The sequence below is a fragment of the Caballeronia sp. AZ7_KS35 genome, assembly GCF_023631045.1.
In the GTDB taxonomy this organism is placed as follows: domain Bacteria; phylum Pseudomonadota; class Gammaproteobacteria; order Burkholderiales; family Burkholderiaceae; genus Caballeronia; species Caballeronia zhejiangensis.
In genome coordinates this window covers 320979-335136 of record NZ_JALQDV010000042.1, presented here as the reverse complement: position 1 = coordinate 335136, position 14158 = coordinate 320979, and the positions used below count along the sequence as shown (strand labels likewise).

The 14158-nt window shown below is 62.9% G+C and carries 12 protein-coding genes; 6 read left to right on the top strand and 6 right to left on the bottom strand.

The features are described 5' to 3' along the window. The first annotated feature begins 56 nt into the window (after window positions 1-56). Window positions 57-947: a LysR substrate-binding domain-containing protein gene (locus NCT05_RS27595; protein WP_175980791.1), complete on the top strand. Its 891-nt coding sequence runs from the start codon at window positions 57-59 to the stop codon at window positions 945-947. Here NCT05_RS27595 and ppk2 read toward each other — a convergent pair. Together ppk2 and NCT05_RS27585 are read right to left on the bottom strand one after the other, a co-directional pair. Then, window positions 944-2035, bottom strand: a complete 1092-nt coding sequence (gene ppk2 / locus NCT05_RS27590; protein WP_250503642.1) for a polyphosphate kinase 2 — start codon at window positions 2033-2035, stop codon at window positions 944-946. The two genes, NCT05_RS27595 and ppk2, sit on opposite strands and share 4 nt — an antisense overlap. A gap of 52 nt (window positions 2036-2087) precedes the next feature. Continuing rightward, a complete protein-coding gene (locus NCT05_RS27585) occupies window positions 2088-2309 on the bottom strand; it encodes an HP1242/YdcH family protein (protein ID WP_008347983.1) in 222 nt (73 codons plus the stop codon). Between the two features lie 222 nt (window positions 2310-2531). Here NCT05_RS27585 and NCT05_RS27580 point away from each other — a divergent pair, with 222 nt between their 5' ends. Next, on the top strand, window positions 2532-2843 hold the full coding sequence (locus NCT05_RS27580; protein WP_250503641.1) for a hypothetical protein: 312 nt from the start codon (window positions 2532-2534) through the stop codon (window positions 2841-2843). A gap of 147 nt (window positions 2844-2990) precedes the next feature. Then, a complete protein-coding gene (locus tag NCT05_RS27575) occupies window positions 2991-3638 on the top strand; it encodes a VC0807 family protein (RefSeq protein ID WP_008347981.1) in 648 nt (215 codons plus the stop codon). Here the strand turns inward: NCT05_RS27575 and NCT05_RS27570 are convergent, their stop codons facing one another. Beyond that, on the bottom strand, window positions 3639-4463 hold the full coding sequence (locus NCT05_RS27570) for an alpha/beta fold hydrolase (protein WP_081851823.1): 825 nt from the start codon (window positions 4461-4463) through the stop codon (window positions 3639-3641). Between the two features lie 25 nt (window positions 4464-4488). Further along, a complete protein-coding gene (locus NCT05_RS27565) occupies window positions 4489-4662 on the bottom strand; it encodes a DUF3563 family protein (protein ID WP_235366224.1) in 174 nt (57 codons plus the stop codon). A gap of 351 nt (window positions 4663-5013) precedes the next feature. On the opposite strand from NCT05_RS27565, the gene NCT05_RS27560 reads away from it, so the two are divergent. Next, a complete protein-coding gene (locus NCT05_RS27560) occupies window positions 5014-9102 on the top strand; it encodes a response regulator (RefSeq protein WP_250503640.1) in 4089 nt (1362 codons plus the stop codon). A gap of 3 nt (window positions 9103-9105) precedes the next feature. Here the strand turns inward: NCT05_RS27560 and NCT05_RS27555 are convergent, their stop codons facing one another. Beyond that, the gene (locus tag NCT05_RS27555) at window positions 9106-10251 is read right to left on the bottom strand and encodes a response regulator (RefSeq protein WP_250503639.1); all 1146 of its coding nucleotides are present in this window, start codon (window positions 10249-10251) and stop codon (window positions 9106-9108) included. Between the two features lie 172 nt (window positions 10252-10423). Here NCT05_RS27555 and NCT05_RS27550 point away from each other — a divergent pair, with 172 nt between their 5' ends. Next, complete coding sequence (locus tag NCT05_RS27550) at window positions 10424-11797, top strand: sigma-54 dependent transcriptional regulator (protein WP_008347976.1); 1374 nt, start codon at window positions 10424-10426, stop codon at window positions 11795-11797. A 357-nt stretch (window positions 11798-12154) separates the two neighbouring features. Beyond that, complete coding sequence (locus tag NCT05_RS27545) at window positions 12155-13462, top strand: MATE family efflux transporter (RefSeq protein WP_250503638.1); 1308 nt, start codon at window positions 12155-12157, stop codon at window positions 13460-13462. On the opposite strand, the gene NCT05_RS27540 is transcribed toward NCT05_RS27545, so the two are convergent. Further along, window positions 13447-14151 (bottom strand): class I SAM-dependent methyltransferase, encoded by a 705-nt coding sequence (locus NCT05_RS27540; protein WP_250503637.1) that lies wholly within the window; start codon window positions 14149-14151, stop codon window positions 13447-13449. The genes NCT05_RS27545 and NCT05_RS27540 overlap by 16 nt on opposite strands. Window positions 14152-14158 lie beyond the last annotated feature (7 nt).

The window sequence follows — 14158 nt, the reverse complement described above, 5'->3', positions numbered from 1 at the left end:
CCCCTTACAATCTGGCATTTCCAATGCGAGGCTTCGGCCAATCCGAAGGAAGCGCGATGCGTTTCGATCTGACCGACATGCGGCTTTTCCTGACCGTGGTCGAGCGCGGCAGCATCACGGCGGGCGCTCAGGCGATGCACCTCGCGCTGGCCTCGGCGAGCGAGCGCATCGCGGGCATGGAGGCCGCGCTTGGCGCGCCGCTGCTCGAGCGCAACCGCCGCGGCGTGCAGGCGACCGCCGCCGGCGATGCCTTCGTGCGCCACGCGCGCGCGATTCTCGGCCAGGTCGAGCAGATGCGCGGCGAGCTGCGCTCGTTCGCAACCGGCCTCAAAGGCCGCATCCGGCTGATGTCCAACACGGCGGCGCTGGCCGCCTTCCTGCCGCCGAGACTCTCGCGTTTTCTCGTCGCCTATCCCGATCTTTCGATCGATCTCGACGAACGCCCGAGTGTGGAGATCGTGCAGGCGCTCGCGGAGAGGCGCGCGGATCTCGGCGTCGTCTCGGACACGACAGATCTTGGACAATTGGAGACGCATCTGCTCGCGAAGGATCGACTCGTGGTCGTGGCGAATCGCGCGCATCGGATTGCGGGAGAAAGCGAGGTGGCGTTCGCGGAAATCGTCGGCGAGGCATTCGTCGGGCTGTCGGATGCCGCGCTCGAATTGCATCTTGCGGAGCGCGCCTCGCGACTTGGCCGGCAGATCGGCTACCGAATCCGCATGCGCAGTATCGACAACGTCGGGATGCTCGTCGAATCGGGCATCGGACTCGCGATTCTGTCCGAGGCATCGGCGCGGATGCTGGAGCGGCCGACGCTCGCGGTCGTGCCGCTATCGGAGCCGTGGGCGACACGCCGTCTGCATCTGTGTGCCCGCGACTTCCGCGCGCTCACGCCGCACGCGCGTTTGCTCGCCGAAACGTTGATGGACGGCGCAACCGCAAGCTAGAACGGACGCCCGACGATAAACGGATCGACCGCGCCGATCGCTTTGAGATCGCGATTCGCGTAGGGCAGCTTGTGCAGCACATAGCGCATCGCGTTGAGGCGCGCGCGCTTCTTGCAATCGGAGCGTACGACGGTCCAGGGCGTGTCCGCGCTATCGGTATGCGCGAACATGGCTTCCTTGGCGTCGGTGTACGCATCCCACTTGTCGAGCGACGCGAGATCGACCGGACTCAGCTTCCATTGCTTCAGCGGATGAATCTCGCGCTCCTTGAAGCGTCGGCGCTGCTCGGCGCGGCTCACGGAGAACCACAGCTTGATGACGTGCGTGCCGCTCTGCGAAAGATGCCGTTCGAACGCGGGCACCTGCTGCATGAAGTCTTCGTATTCGCGCGGCGAGCAGAAGCCCATCACGCGCTCGACGCCCGCGCGGTTGTACCACGAGCGGTCGAAGAGCACGATTTCGCCCGCCGTCGGCAAGTGTTCGACATAGCGCTGGAAATACCATTGACCGCGCTCGCGCTCGGACGGCTTTTCCAGTGCGACGACGCGCGCGCCGCGCGGATTCAGATGCTCCATGAAGCGCTTGATGGTGCCACCCTTGCCCGCCGCGTCGCGCCCTTCGAAGAGGATGACGACGCGCTGACCCGTGTCGCGCACCCACGCCTGCAACTTCAGCAGCTCCACCTGAAGGCGATACTTCTGCTTCTCATACGCGCGCCGCGACATCAGGTTCCGATACGGATAGCCGCCATTGCGCCACGACGGCGACAGTTCGTCGTCGGGATCAGGCGTGCCGTTGGCGGCCCGCAGCATCGCGTCGCCATCGAAAAGATGGGCGCGCAACGCCGATACTTCATCCGGCGACATACCGCCGATCAACGTTCGGACGGTATCGACCAGCGATTCAGCTTGTGCGCCGTCTCGTGCGTCGAAGCGCTTCAGTATGTCGTCCAGGCTGCTCGTCAGCAGGTCATGCGCCGCTTCGACAGCGCGGCCCGTTTCTTCCTGTTCGATGGACGGCGGCTTCGTTCGCGCCGCGACGCCGCCGTCGCTCGATTCGGCAGTGTTACCTGGCGATATCAACTTCATTCCTTCCTCGATGTTGTTGCTCGGAGTCTCTGTCTCTCACGTCGTTTTGTCTTCAGGCGGCTTCGTGCGCCTTTCGCAAGACCGTGTAGAGCTTGTCCTTCAGCAGCAGCTTTTCTTTTTTCAGCGATTCGATGGCGAAGCCATCCGCAGGCGTGACACCGGTCTCCATGTTGTGGATCTGATGATCGAGTTCGTTGTGGCGCTCGAAGAGCCGCGAGAAGTGGCCGTCTTCGGTCTTCAGGCGCGAGATGAGATCGCGATATTCGGGAAACATGCTTGATCCTCCGGTTGATAAACAATTAGCAATTCGAAGTACATATTACCGACCGGAGAGGGCCTTTTCTTAGACAAATATCAAGCGATGCTGTGTCAGACCGCCGCGGATTGCATTTGCAAGCACCTAGGCAAAACCCTCTTTCGCCCGGGTATCGTCCTTGCACAGAATGATGTCGCCGGCCGGGCATCCGCGCGGCCGGCGTGAGCCAAGGAGGCCGACATGAAGAAAAGCCGCAATCGCGCGCAGGGACGCGCCCTGCACATTGCGTTGATCGCCGGCGCTGCTGGCTTGTGCTTCGCCACGGCGGCCAGCGCGGACAGCCAAGCCGCGAAGAAGATGGGCCAGATGGGCGTAATCAACCAGACACTGCAGCCGAAGCCCCTGAAGCCGGCGACGCCGAACACGCCGAACGCGAATACGACGACGCCGAACTACAACGCGAACTCGAACTACAACCCCAACGCGGGCAATACGGCAAACGGCGCCGTGCCCGGAACGCCCGCCGCCGCGGGCGCGCCCCCGAGAAAGTAGGCGCCATGTGCGCGTGGGCCGCTCGTTGGATCGGGAGCGGCCCGAGCCCTTCCCAGCGAACCGGAGCGCGCGTTCGCACGGCCGCGCATTGTCGATCTCTTATACTTGGCTCAGGCATTGCCATTCAAAGCGCACATTCCTGAGTCCATGAAAAAGATCAAACCCGGTCTCGTGCTCGAACTCGTCGCTAACCTGCTGCTTCCGTGGCTTGCGTACCGGCTCGCGCTGCCTTACTGGGGCGATGTCGGCGCGCTGTATGCATCGGCCGCGCCGCCGCTCATGTGGAGCGTCGCCGAATTCGCGCGCTCGCGCCGCGTGGATGCGCTTTCCGCGCTCGTGCTGTTCGGCATCGCGCTATCGATCGTCATGCTCGCGATGGGCGGCAGCCCGCGCATCCTGCTCGTGCGCGAATCGCTCGCGGCGGGCGCAACGGGCATCGTTTTTCTGATCTCGCTGTTTTTCGAGCGCCCGCTCGTCTTCTATCTCGCCCGCGCGACCGTCACGCGCGAGCAGGAAGACGGCGCGAAACGCTTCGAGGCGTACTGGAGCGAGAGCGCTTCGCTGCGCATGTCGTTGCGGCTGATGACGCTCGTGTGGGGCGTCGGGCTCTCGCTCGAGACCGTGCTGCGCTTCTGGTTCGCGTGGACGTGGCCGGTCGAGCGTTATCTGGTCGTCTCGCCGGTCGTGAGCTACGTGATCTACGGCGGATTGCTCGCGTGGACGTTTTGGTTCCGCGCGCGGCTCATCGAGCGTCAGGGAGAAAGCGCGTCGTCGCGCGACGGTCTGCTCGGCTAGCTAGGCCAGCGGCGCGCACGTCGCCATCGCGATGTGATCCGCGATCGCCGCGTTCACCGCACAGGCATGCGTGAGCGGCCCCATGTGTCCCGCATCCGGCACGACGATCAGCTTCGCCGCCGGCATCAGATCGGGCAAGGTTTCCGCGATCAGGCGCGTCGGCGCGGGCGCGTGCTCGCCGCGCATGACGAGCGTGGGAATGCGCAGCTTCGCATACGCGCTCGCCGGCGTCGGCTCGTGAATCAGCGCGCGAAAATCGAGCGGCGCTTTCGGCACCCAGCGCGTGAGCATCGCCTGTACGGACGGCCGCAACGCCGACCATGCGCCATGTCCGCCCCAATAATCGACGAAGGAACGCGCCGCGCCGCGCAGATCGCCGGCGACGACGCCCTCCGCCGTGCGCGCCGCGATCGCGAGAATCTCGGCGAATTCAGTCGCACCGCGCGCGCCCATGCTCTTCAGCAGATGAAACGCCGACGGCTCGTAAAGCGTGATGCTCGCGACGCCGTGCGGCCGTTCCAGCGCGGCGCGCAACGCGACGCCGCCGCCATACGAATGTCCGACGAGATGCACCTTGCCGCGCTGACGATCGATGATGTCGATCGTGCGGGCTGCTTCGTCCGCGAGCGTGAAGGCGCGCTCGCCGCTCCACGGTCCGACGCTGTCGCAACCATAGTGCTCCGGCGCCATCAACGTGTAGCGCGCGTGATCCGCGTTGAGTGCGTCGAGCGTTTCGCCGAGCTGGCGCCATTGATTCGCGCCCGCGCCCGAGCAGTGCAGCGCGATGACCGCTGCGGCGGTGTGTTCGTCGTTCGAATCCATCATCGTTCGTTCTCGCTTTCGTGAGTGATCAGGCGTCGCCGTCGCACGCGCGCATACGGCGTTCGAGCTCGCCGATATCCGCGCACGATCCGAGATAGGCGTCGCGGCGGCTATGCTCCGCACGTTCCAGCAGCATCCCGGTCCAGCAGATCAGATGCGGCAGCATGAAGTCCTTTCCGACATTGATTAGGTATCCCAACATGATTCGCTCCACTTGCACCAACGAGACCTTCCATGAAATGCCGGCTGAGCGAACGTGCAAGACGGATGAATCGGAGAGTCGCTGAGGCGGCGGGTGTCGATGCAATGCAGCGACCGTGCCAGTTTCGCCGATGCCTTGCCAGTCAAGGCTCGGGGCGAAATCAGCCGCGCGCAGGCCGACGCGAGTGTCGGGCGCGAGCCAACGCTTCGTCTTCGGAAAGACGGCGGACGTCGAACACGTCGCCGGACCTCGTCGGAAGCGACTCCTTGCGTGAGATACGGAAAAGGCCGCGAGAATATTCCCTTCGCATGGGATCAAGCTTTCGCGCCGCCGCGCCGTTAATACGGCTGATTGCCGCGAAAGTCGCTTCGCCCGGCGCGCCTGCCCGTAGACCGGCCCGCTTCGGATGGCGCGATAAGATACGGCAGCGTTCGATCTTTGCGTCCCGCAATCGCTCATTCGGAGGCAAACGGCTTGCACAGTCGCCACTCGCTCACTTTCAGGATGACGGTGTTCATCGGCGTCGTCTGCGTGCTCCTCATCGGCACCGATCTCTGGCGCAGCGTCGCCGCACGCCGCGCGCAGATCGACGAGATGACGACGGCGACGTCCAACCTCGCGCGCGCGATGGCGCAGCACGCGAACGACGCGTTCAAGGAAGCCGATACGACGCTCATCGGCATGGTGGAGCGCGTCGAGGAGGACGGCACGTCGCCGGCCGACCTCGCGCGCCTGCACCGCTCGCTCGTGTCACGCGTGCAGCAGTTGCCGCAATTGAACGGGCTCTTCATCTTCGACAAGGACGGCGCGTGGATCGTCAATTCGCAGGCGAAGCTCGACTCGCGATTCAATAACTCGGACCGCGAGTACTTCGAATATCACCGCACGCATACCGATCAGGGCTCGCACATCGGGCCGCCGGTCAAGAGCCGTTCGACGGGAAAGTGGATCGTGCCGGTATCACGCCGCATCGACGCGCCCGACGGCAGCTTCGCGGGCGTCGCGCTCGCGACCATCGACATCGATTTCTTTTCGCGCTTCTACGACAGCCTCGATCTCGGCCAGTCGGGCGCGGCGGTTCTCGTGCTGAACTCGGGCACGATGATCGTGCGCCGCCCTTTCGAGGATCGTTTCGTCGGCAAGAACGTGAGCGACACCGCCCTTTATCGCTCGCATCTGGACGGCCGCTCGGGCGTGTTCACGACCAAATCGTCGCAGGATCACGTCACGCGTCTGAACAGCCTGCGGGAATTGCAGGACTATCCGCTCTTCGTCGCCGCAGCACTTTCGGAAGATGAAATCCTCGGCCCGTGGTGGCGCGATACGCTCTGGCACGCCTCCGTCACGACCGTGCTCGCGCTCGTCATCGCGATGTTCGGCGCACGGCTCGTGCGTCAGGTCACGGCGCGCACCCACATCGAGCAGGCGCTCGCTCGCAGCCTCGCGACGACTCAAACCGTCCTCGACACCGCGATCAGCCCGATCATCACCGTGGACGAGCGCGGCGCAGTCCGCTCCTTCAATTCGGCCGGCGAAAAGGTATTCGGCTATAAGGCGAGCGAAGTCATCGGGCAAAACATCCGGATGCTGGTGCCGCCGCCCCATCTGGATTTGTATAACGAATACATAATGCAATTCAAGGGGGAAAGCGGCGTCGCGACGGCCGACTGCGAACTCGCCGGACAGCGCAAGGACGGCACGTCGTTTCCTGCGCATGTATCGACGGGCGCGATGCGTCTCGATGGCGCTTTGCATTTTGTATCTGTAATTACGGATATCTCCAGGCAGCGGAAGGAACGCAGCGAACTGGCGCACGCGCGCGACCAGTTGCTTCTGGCTGCCGACATTGCCGAACTGGGCATCTGGTCGTGGGATCTGGTGACGGACAAGCTGCACTGGAACGCGCGCATGTTCGAGATTTATCAATATCCGCCGGAGATGCTCGATAACGGGCTGCACTTCGAGCACTGGCGCCTGCGCATACATCCCGAGGATCACGACGCGATCATGGCGAACCTGCGCGCGGCCGCCGCAGGAGAGATCGAGACCTTGCAGCCGTTCCGGATCGTCCTGCCAGACGGGACGACGCGGCGCATCCAGAGCGGGCTGCGCACGCAGCGCAACGCGAATGGCACGCCCGTCGTGATGACCGGCGTGAACTACGACGTCACCGACCAGTACGAACTGGAGTTCCATCTGCGCAATGCGAAGGAGCAGGCCGATGCCGCGAGCGCGGCGAAGTCTTCGTTCCTCGCGAACATGAGCCACGAAATCCGCACTCCGATGAACGCGGTGCTCGGCATGTTGCATCTCGTGCAGCTGACGGCGCTCAATGGGCGCCAGCAGGACTATGTGAGCAAGGCGGAAACCGCGGCCAGATCGTTGCTGAATTTGCTCAACGATATTCTCGATTATTCGAAGATCGAAGCGGGCAAGCTGCAGCTCGACAGCCATCCGTTCGAGCCGGAAAAACTGATGGAAGAGCTCGGCATCGTGCTCTCGGGCAACCAGGGCGCGAAGGATGTCGAAGTGCTGTTCGATCTCGATCCCTCCGTGCCGACTGTGCTCGTCGGCGATAGCTTCCGCCTTCAGCAAGTGCTGATCAATCTCGCGGGCAATGCGCTCAAGTTCACGTCGGCGGGGCAGATCGTCGTGAGCGTGCATCGGCTCGACGATTCGCCCGATGCATCCGGCGAAGCGGTGCGCTTGCGTATCACGGTCAGCGATAGCGGCATCGGCATCAGCGAGGCACAGCTCGAACGCATCTTCGAGGGCTTCACGCAGGCGGAGGCATCGACTTCGCGCCGTTACGGCGGCTCGGGCCTCGGGCTCGTCATCAGCAAGCGGCTCGTCGCGATGATGGGCGGGCAGCTCGAAGTCGAAAGCCGCGTGGGCGAAGGCAGCCGCTTCTGGTTCGACATCACGCTTGGCGTCGAAACGGCGAGCGCGTTGACGCATGACGAAAGCGCGAACCTCGAACATGGCGCGCGCATTCTCATCGCCGATGACAACGCGATCGCAGGCGAGATCATGGCGCGCACGGTGCGCTCGCTCGGCTGGCGCGCGGACATCGTGACGAGCGGACGCGAAGCGGTCGAACGCATCGGCGAAGCTGCGCTGAACGATGCGCCCTACGACATCGCCCTCCTCGACTGGCGCATGCCGGAACTCGACGGGCTCAACGCCGCCAGGCAGATTCACGCGATGAAAGGCCGCGCTGCGCCGCCTCTCGTGCTGCTCGTCACGGCATTCGGCCGCGAGGTGTTGAAGGAGTCGCAGGAAGGCGGCGACGCGCCTTTCGCCGGCTTCCTGACGAAGCCCGTGACGCCGAAGCAACTCGCGGCGGCAATCCGTGCCGCGCTGCCTCGCGACACGGAAACGACGCGGCCCGTCACGCCGCTGCCGACAATGAAAGCTCGCCGCCTTGCGGGACTCGCGTTGCTCGTCGTCGAAGACAATGCGCTCAACCGCCAGGTTGCCGAAGGCGTGCTGCTCGCTGAAGGCGCATCCGTCACGCTTGCGCAAAGCGGCCGTGAAGGCGTCGATCGGGTCATCGCAGCAAACGCCTGCTTCGACGCGGTGCTCATGGACGTACAGATGCCCGATCTCGATGGACTCGAAGCGACACGCCTCATTCGCGCGGACGGTCGCTTCGCCGCGCTGCCCGTCATCGCGATGACGGCCAATGCATCGGGCGCGGATCGCGATGCATGCATAGCGGCCGGCATGAACGAACATGTAGGCAAGCCAATCGATGTGGAGCGGCTGGTCGCGGTGCTGCGCGCGCACACCGAACGCACGCTGCAAGCGCCGGATGCACATCACGCGAATGCCGATATCGAATCCATCATCGAGCCGCGTGATTCGATCGTCGCGCGTTTCGGCGGCAACGTCGATCTGATCCGCAAGGCGATCGACGGCCTCGACGCGCAGACTGGCAAGCAACTCGCGATGCTCGCCTCGGCGCTCGCGGCGCACGACGTGCGCGGCGCCGCGGCGATGCTGCATGCGATCAAAGGCAGCGCGGGCACGATCGGCGCTGCTGCGCTCGCGCGGCTCGCGAGCACGCTCGAGAAGGACGCGCATCTTCTGGAAGCTGCGCGCGTGGCGTTGCCGCGCATGCAGCAGTTGCTTGCATCGAGCGTGGCGCAACTCGTCGATGAATTCGGTCGGCCCCGATCGCCTGCACGGAACACTTCCAACGTTTCACCGCTGCAAGACTACGACTGGCGCGCACGCCTCACTGCTATCGTCGAATTGCTCGATGCATCGAATCTGCAGGCGATCGCGCTATCCGAGAACTTGTCGCCTTATGCGCCGAGCGCGTATCGCGAGCACTTCGAGCAGTTTCTCGCGTGCGTGCGCGCACTCGAATTCGCGCGCGCATCGGAGATCGCGCGCGATATGCTCGAACAGGTTCGAGCCGAACGAGAACGCTAGACGTTAGCGGCCATTTGCATCGCGAACATACACCGGAAACGGATGGACGTTCGCGCCGCATGCCGAGTCCAGCATCGCGCGCAATTCTTCCCGCGCCTTGCGCGCAGAAGCCAGCGCGCCCTGCACGCGCGCCTGCAACACGGCGGACCTGGCCGGCTTTGCAATGACATCCGCCGCGCCCGCATCGAGCGTGCATTGCTCCGTTTCGACATCGCGCGCATCGGCCAGCACGACGATCGGTACGTGGGCCAGTTCCGACAACAATGCGCGCACCGCCGCGCAAGGGTTATCGCAGCAACGCGCATCCAGCACGATCGCATCCGGCTCCTTGCTTTGCGCAAGACCTAGCGCGGCATTGCAATCCTTCGCGAGATCGAGTGCGCCGATGCCTTCGAGCGCATGCCGATGCGCCTCGATCGTGTCGTCCCCGAGGATGCCGAGCACGCGCACGCCCGTAGGTTTCGACGCCGCCGCTTTACCCTGCTCGTGCCGACGCGCCTGCGCCTCCATCACGCGATGCCGCAGACGAAGCTGTGCCCGCACACGTGCCTGCAGGCGCGGCGCGACCAGCGGTTTGATGACGTAATCCGCCGCGCCGATGTTGAAGGCGTCGACTTCGAGCGCGGGCGCGTCGTGACTGGTGACGAATATCACCGGCACGCGCGCGAGCTTCGCATCGCGCTTGAGGATTTCGCAGACATCGAAGCCCGTCATGTTGGGCAGATTGGCGTCGAGAAGGATCAGATCCGGCGTCGACTCGCGCGCCAGCGCGAGTGCCGCTTCGCCAGTGGTGGCAAAGCGCTGGTTGGGGAACTCCGCGAGCATGTCCCCAATGATGCGAATCATCGCCGGGTCGTCGTCGACGAGAAGCAAACGCGGCTGGTACGTTGAGGTGGAGTTCTCTGCTTTATCCATATTCGAACGGTCATTCATCAGACGAGATGCACCTTTATGAACTCTACGCCCGCAATGCGTGCGCCGCAAAGTGAAATGCGTGGAGGTATTAATTATCTGATATTTCAGTGCTCGCAGATTTCTGTTCCGCAAATACTTTCGTGCATGGACATATTCATAAGTGAATAAGTAACTTGTTCCGAGCGCTCCGCGCGCGCCCGGCCGTGTCACGTAGGGCACGGCCGGATAAAGCACGTTTGTTCCGCAGATTTTCGCACGGGCGTCCCGAAAAAAATGCTATGACGTTTTTAATCGAATCCGCCGATCAATGTAAACATTCAAAAACGGCTTATCGTTTGCGAGGCTTTTTACATTGCGACCTCAGGGCGCATACTTGCCGGAATATCTATAAAAGCCGGGAATAGCCATGTACGGGGAAGCCAGAACGCTCTACTTCGTGGGCCGCGCATTATCGGACGATGTCTCCGAGCGTTTGTGCGCTCGTGGCTGGACCGTCGAGCGCATCGACCCGGCCAAGCCGCCCAAGTCCGCCAAACACGGCAAACGCGCAGCGGCGGGTATCGTCGATCTCACCAGTCGCGGTTTTGCACAGGACGCGGCCGCGCTCACCGCGATGCTCGCAAGTTATCAGATCGGCTGGGTCGCGACGGTCGACGCCGAGCATGTCGATAACCCCGATATCTGCCGCCTCATTCGCGATTTTTGTTTCGATTATGTGACCGTGCCGTCCACCGCCGATCGAATCGTCGATGCAGTGGGACACGCATACGGCATGGTTTCGCTGCACGATGCCGCGAGCAACGATCCGCGCAAGGACGAATGCAAGGAAGGCAGCATGGTCGGTTCCTGCGATGCGATGCAGGCGCTTTATCGCTCGATTCGAAAAGTCGCGATGACCGATGCGCCCGTCTTCATCTCCGGCGAATCGGGCACGGGCAAGGAACTCACCGCTGTTGCGATTCACGAGCGATCCGTGCGGCGCGAGCGGCCTTTCGTCGCGATCAACTGCGGCGCGATTCCCGCGCATCTGTTGCAGTCGGAACTCTTCGGTTATGAGCGCGGCGCATTTACCGGCGCCAATCAACGCAAGATTGGTCGCGTTGAAGCGGCCGACGGCGGCACGCTCTTTCTCGATGAAATCGGCGATCTGCCGCTCGAAAGTCAGGCGAGTCTGCTGCGCTTTCTTCAAGAGCGCAAGATCGAGCGTCTCGGCGGACAAGGTTCGACGGACGTCGATGTACGCATCATTTCGGCGACGCACGTCGACATGCAGACGGCCATGCTCGAAGGACGCTTCCGCGCGGACTTGTACCATCGCCTGTGCGTATTGCAGATCGACGAGCCGCCGCTGCGCGTGCGCGGCAAGGATATCGAACTGCTTGCGAATCACATGCTCGATCGCTTCAGAAAGGACGCGAGCCGGCGGCTTCGCGGCTTCGCGCCGTGCGCGATTGCAGCGCTGCATAACTATGGCTGGCCCGGCAATGTGCGCGAGTTGATCAATCGCGTGCGTCGCGCAATCGTCATGTCGGAAGGAAGGCAGATTCTCGCCAGCGATCTCGAACTGGGCGAATATGCGGAAGCCGCGCCGATGACGCTCGCACAAGCGCGCGAAGCAGCCGAGCGACAGGCTATCGACGTGGCGTTGTTACGTCATCGCGGACGTCTCGGCGAAGCGGCGGACGAACTGGGCATCTCGCGCGTCACGCTGTATCGCATGTTGACTGCCTATGGCTTGCGCGCCAAGGCCGACAGGCCGCTGGAGGCATCAGGCGGCTGACCGGTGCGCGAATCATGATTCGCTTAAAAGGGCAATAAGGAACCTTCATTCGCCTTCGCCGCTCCAATCACGGCGTCATGAAAGCGTGAAGCGGCATTCACACCGCATTCGTACCTCACGCACGTCGCAGTTCCTCTCGTAGCGCTCCCGCGCTACGCAGTCTCGTTTCAATCATTTGCGGCCCGCCTGCGTATCTTCGGCGCGCTCATTCTGCGCTAATGCGCCATGCCATAACATTCATTCGCACGCATGATGCGTCGCGAATTCTTATGGGCGTGCCTAGCGAGTAACGTCTGGTTGTCAGTCATGGCTTTCAATAACAACGCTTCTCTCATTCGTCAATTTTCGAACTATGCAGTGCCCACCGTGCTAGCTGCATGGGTGTACTGCATGCACTCGGTCATCAGCGGCATCTTCATCGGACGCCATGTCGGCCCAGATGCGCTTGCCGCGTTGAATGTGCTCGTTCCGTTGCTCTATCTGCCTTACGCATTCAGCGTGATGATCGGCGTCGGCGGATCGACGCTCGTCTCGAGATTGCTCGGCGAGCAGCGCGAACGCGATGCCGCCGAAGCATTCACACAGGCGCTCTGGCTGCTCGGTCTATGCGGCGTGACATTCGCGATGGCGATCCATTTCTATGCCGATACCTTCGTGCAATGGACGGGCGCGCGCGGCGAGCTTGCGCTGCTCGCGAAAGACTTCCTGCACGCCTATGCGCCTTTCGTTCTGTTTCCGACCGCATGTTATGCGCTCGAACTGTTCTTGCGAATCGAAGGCGCGGCGAAGTTCGGTCTCGTCTGCCTGATCGCGGGCGGCATCGCCGATGTCGCCTTGACATGGTGGATGGTGAGCCACATGCAATGGGGCATGCGTGGCGCGGCGCTCGCATCGGGCATCAGCCAGGCGCTCGCCTGCATGCCGATGCTCGCCTACCACTTCGTCAAGGCCCGGCACGTTCGGCCTGTTGCCCATGCTTTCACGCGGCTCGATCACGCATGGCGCATGGCTTATAACGGGGCATCGGAGTTTCTCGGCGAGATCGCGCCAAGCGTCACGCTCTTCGCGTTCAATCACGCTGTATTGCGCTGGCTCGGCGACACCGGCCTCGTTGCGTTCGCAGTCGTGGAATACATGACGATGATCGCGTCGGTCACGATGGTCGCGCTCGTACAGAGCATGCAGCCTATCGTGAGCTTTCAGCGCGGCGCGGGCAACGCGCATGCCGTGTCGCGCGCGTTTTCAATCGGCGTCATCGTTACGGCAGGCTTCGCACTCGCCGCCGCTTTCGCGATCCTCGCGCTCGCGCAACCGCTCGGGGCGCTCTTCGTGCCCGACAGTCCTGCGGCACAAGCGCTTCTGCGCGACGCATTGCCGTGGTGCGCGCTCGCGTTCCTGCCTGCCGCGATCAACGTAGCGATCAGCGGCTATCTGACGGCCATCGAAGCGCCGCTCGCGTCGATGGTCGTCGCCCTGTTGCGAAGCTGGCTGCTGCTCTTGTCGATGCTATGGCTTCTGACCGAATGGTTCGGGCCGCGCGGCATCTGGATGACCGTCGCCATCACCGAGCTTGCGACGCTGGCTCTGAGCATCGTGCTGTATCGCACGCGCGGAAGGCGGTTCGAATTGCCCGCGCCAGCGACGACGAATCAGGCGCTTTTGTAGGCAACGAGTCCGACCCACTCGCGGCCACCGAGAGGGAAGTATTCCGGATCCACGCCGCGAGGACACGGCGTGAATTCCACGCACTCGATGCGAAAACCCGCGAGCATGAATTCGCGGGCGAGTATCGTCGGGTCCATGAGGTTGACTGTCGCGGGCAATAGCTTTGGCGCGAGTGCATAGCGATCCGAATCCTCCGTCCATCCTGGCCATGCATTGCCCGATACGATCGCCCGCTCGTAGTCGGAAATCATCTTCGCCATGAAACGATGATACGGCGTGAAGCACAGCACGAATGCCTTGCCGTTGGGTTTGAGCCAATCGTATAGCCGGGCGACGCCCGTACGGAAATCATCGGGCGCGAGGAAATGGAGTACGTGAGACGCGAGAATCACGTCGAGAGAAGAGGCTTCGAGTTCGTAGTGCGGGAACGCGCCTTCCAGCAAGACGAGATTACTGACGTACGCGGCTGGTGCAGCCTGCCGGATTTGCTCCAGTTGCGCCCGGGAAATGTCATTCGCAATCACGCGCGTGCGTTTGCTCAACGCAGGCAGGGACGCGGTTCCATAACCTGCGCCGATATCCAGCAATACCCCACCTCGCTTGCGAGCGAATCGAATGAACGCGCGCGTGTACTTTGACAGCGGGAAAGCCGAGCCATGCCGGCTTTCCGTCAGGCGTTCTCCGCTCATGCTTATC

Coding starts and splice junctions, on each gene's coding strand:
- NCT05_RS27575 (WP_008347981.1), top strand. CDS start 2,991: ATGAAAAAGATCAAACCCGGTCTCGTGCTCGAACTCGTCGCTAACCTG.
- NCT05_RS27540 (WP_250503637.1), bottom strand. CDS start 14,151: ATGAGCGGAGAACGCCTGACGGAAAGCCGGCATGGCTCGGCTTTCCCG.
- NCT05_RS27550 (WP_008347976.1), top strand. CDS start 10,424: ATGTACGGGGAAGCCAGAACGCTCTACTTCGTGGGCCGCGCATTATCG.
- NCT05_RS27595 (WP_175980791.1), top strand. CDS start 57: ATGCGTTTCGATCTGACCGACATGCGGCTTTTCCTGACCGTGGTCGAG.
- NCT05_RS27565 (WP_235366224.1), bottom strand. CDS start 4,662: ATGTTGGGATACCTAATCAATGTCGGAAAGGACTTCATGCTGCCGCAT.
- NCT05_RS27580 (WP_250503641.1), top strand. CDS start 2,532: ATGAAGAAAAGCCGCAATCGCGCGCAGGGACGCGCCCTGCACATTGCG.
- NCT05_RS27570 (WP_081851823.1), bottom strand. CDS start 4,463: ATGATGGATTCGAACGACGAACACACCGCCGCAGCGGTCATCGCGCTG.
- ppk2 (WP_250503642.1), bottom strand. CDS start 2,035: ATGAAGTTGATATCGCCAGGTAACACTGCCGAATCGAGCGACGGCGGC.
- NCT05_RS27585 (WP_008347983.1), bottom strand. CDS start 2,309: ATGTTTCCCGAATATCGCGATCTCATCTCGCGCCTGAAGACCGAAGAC.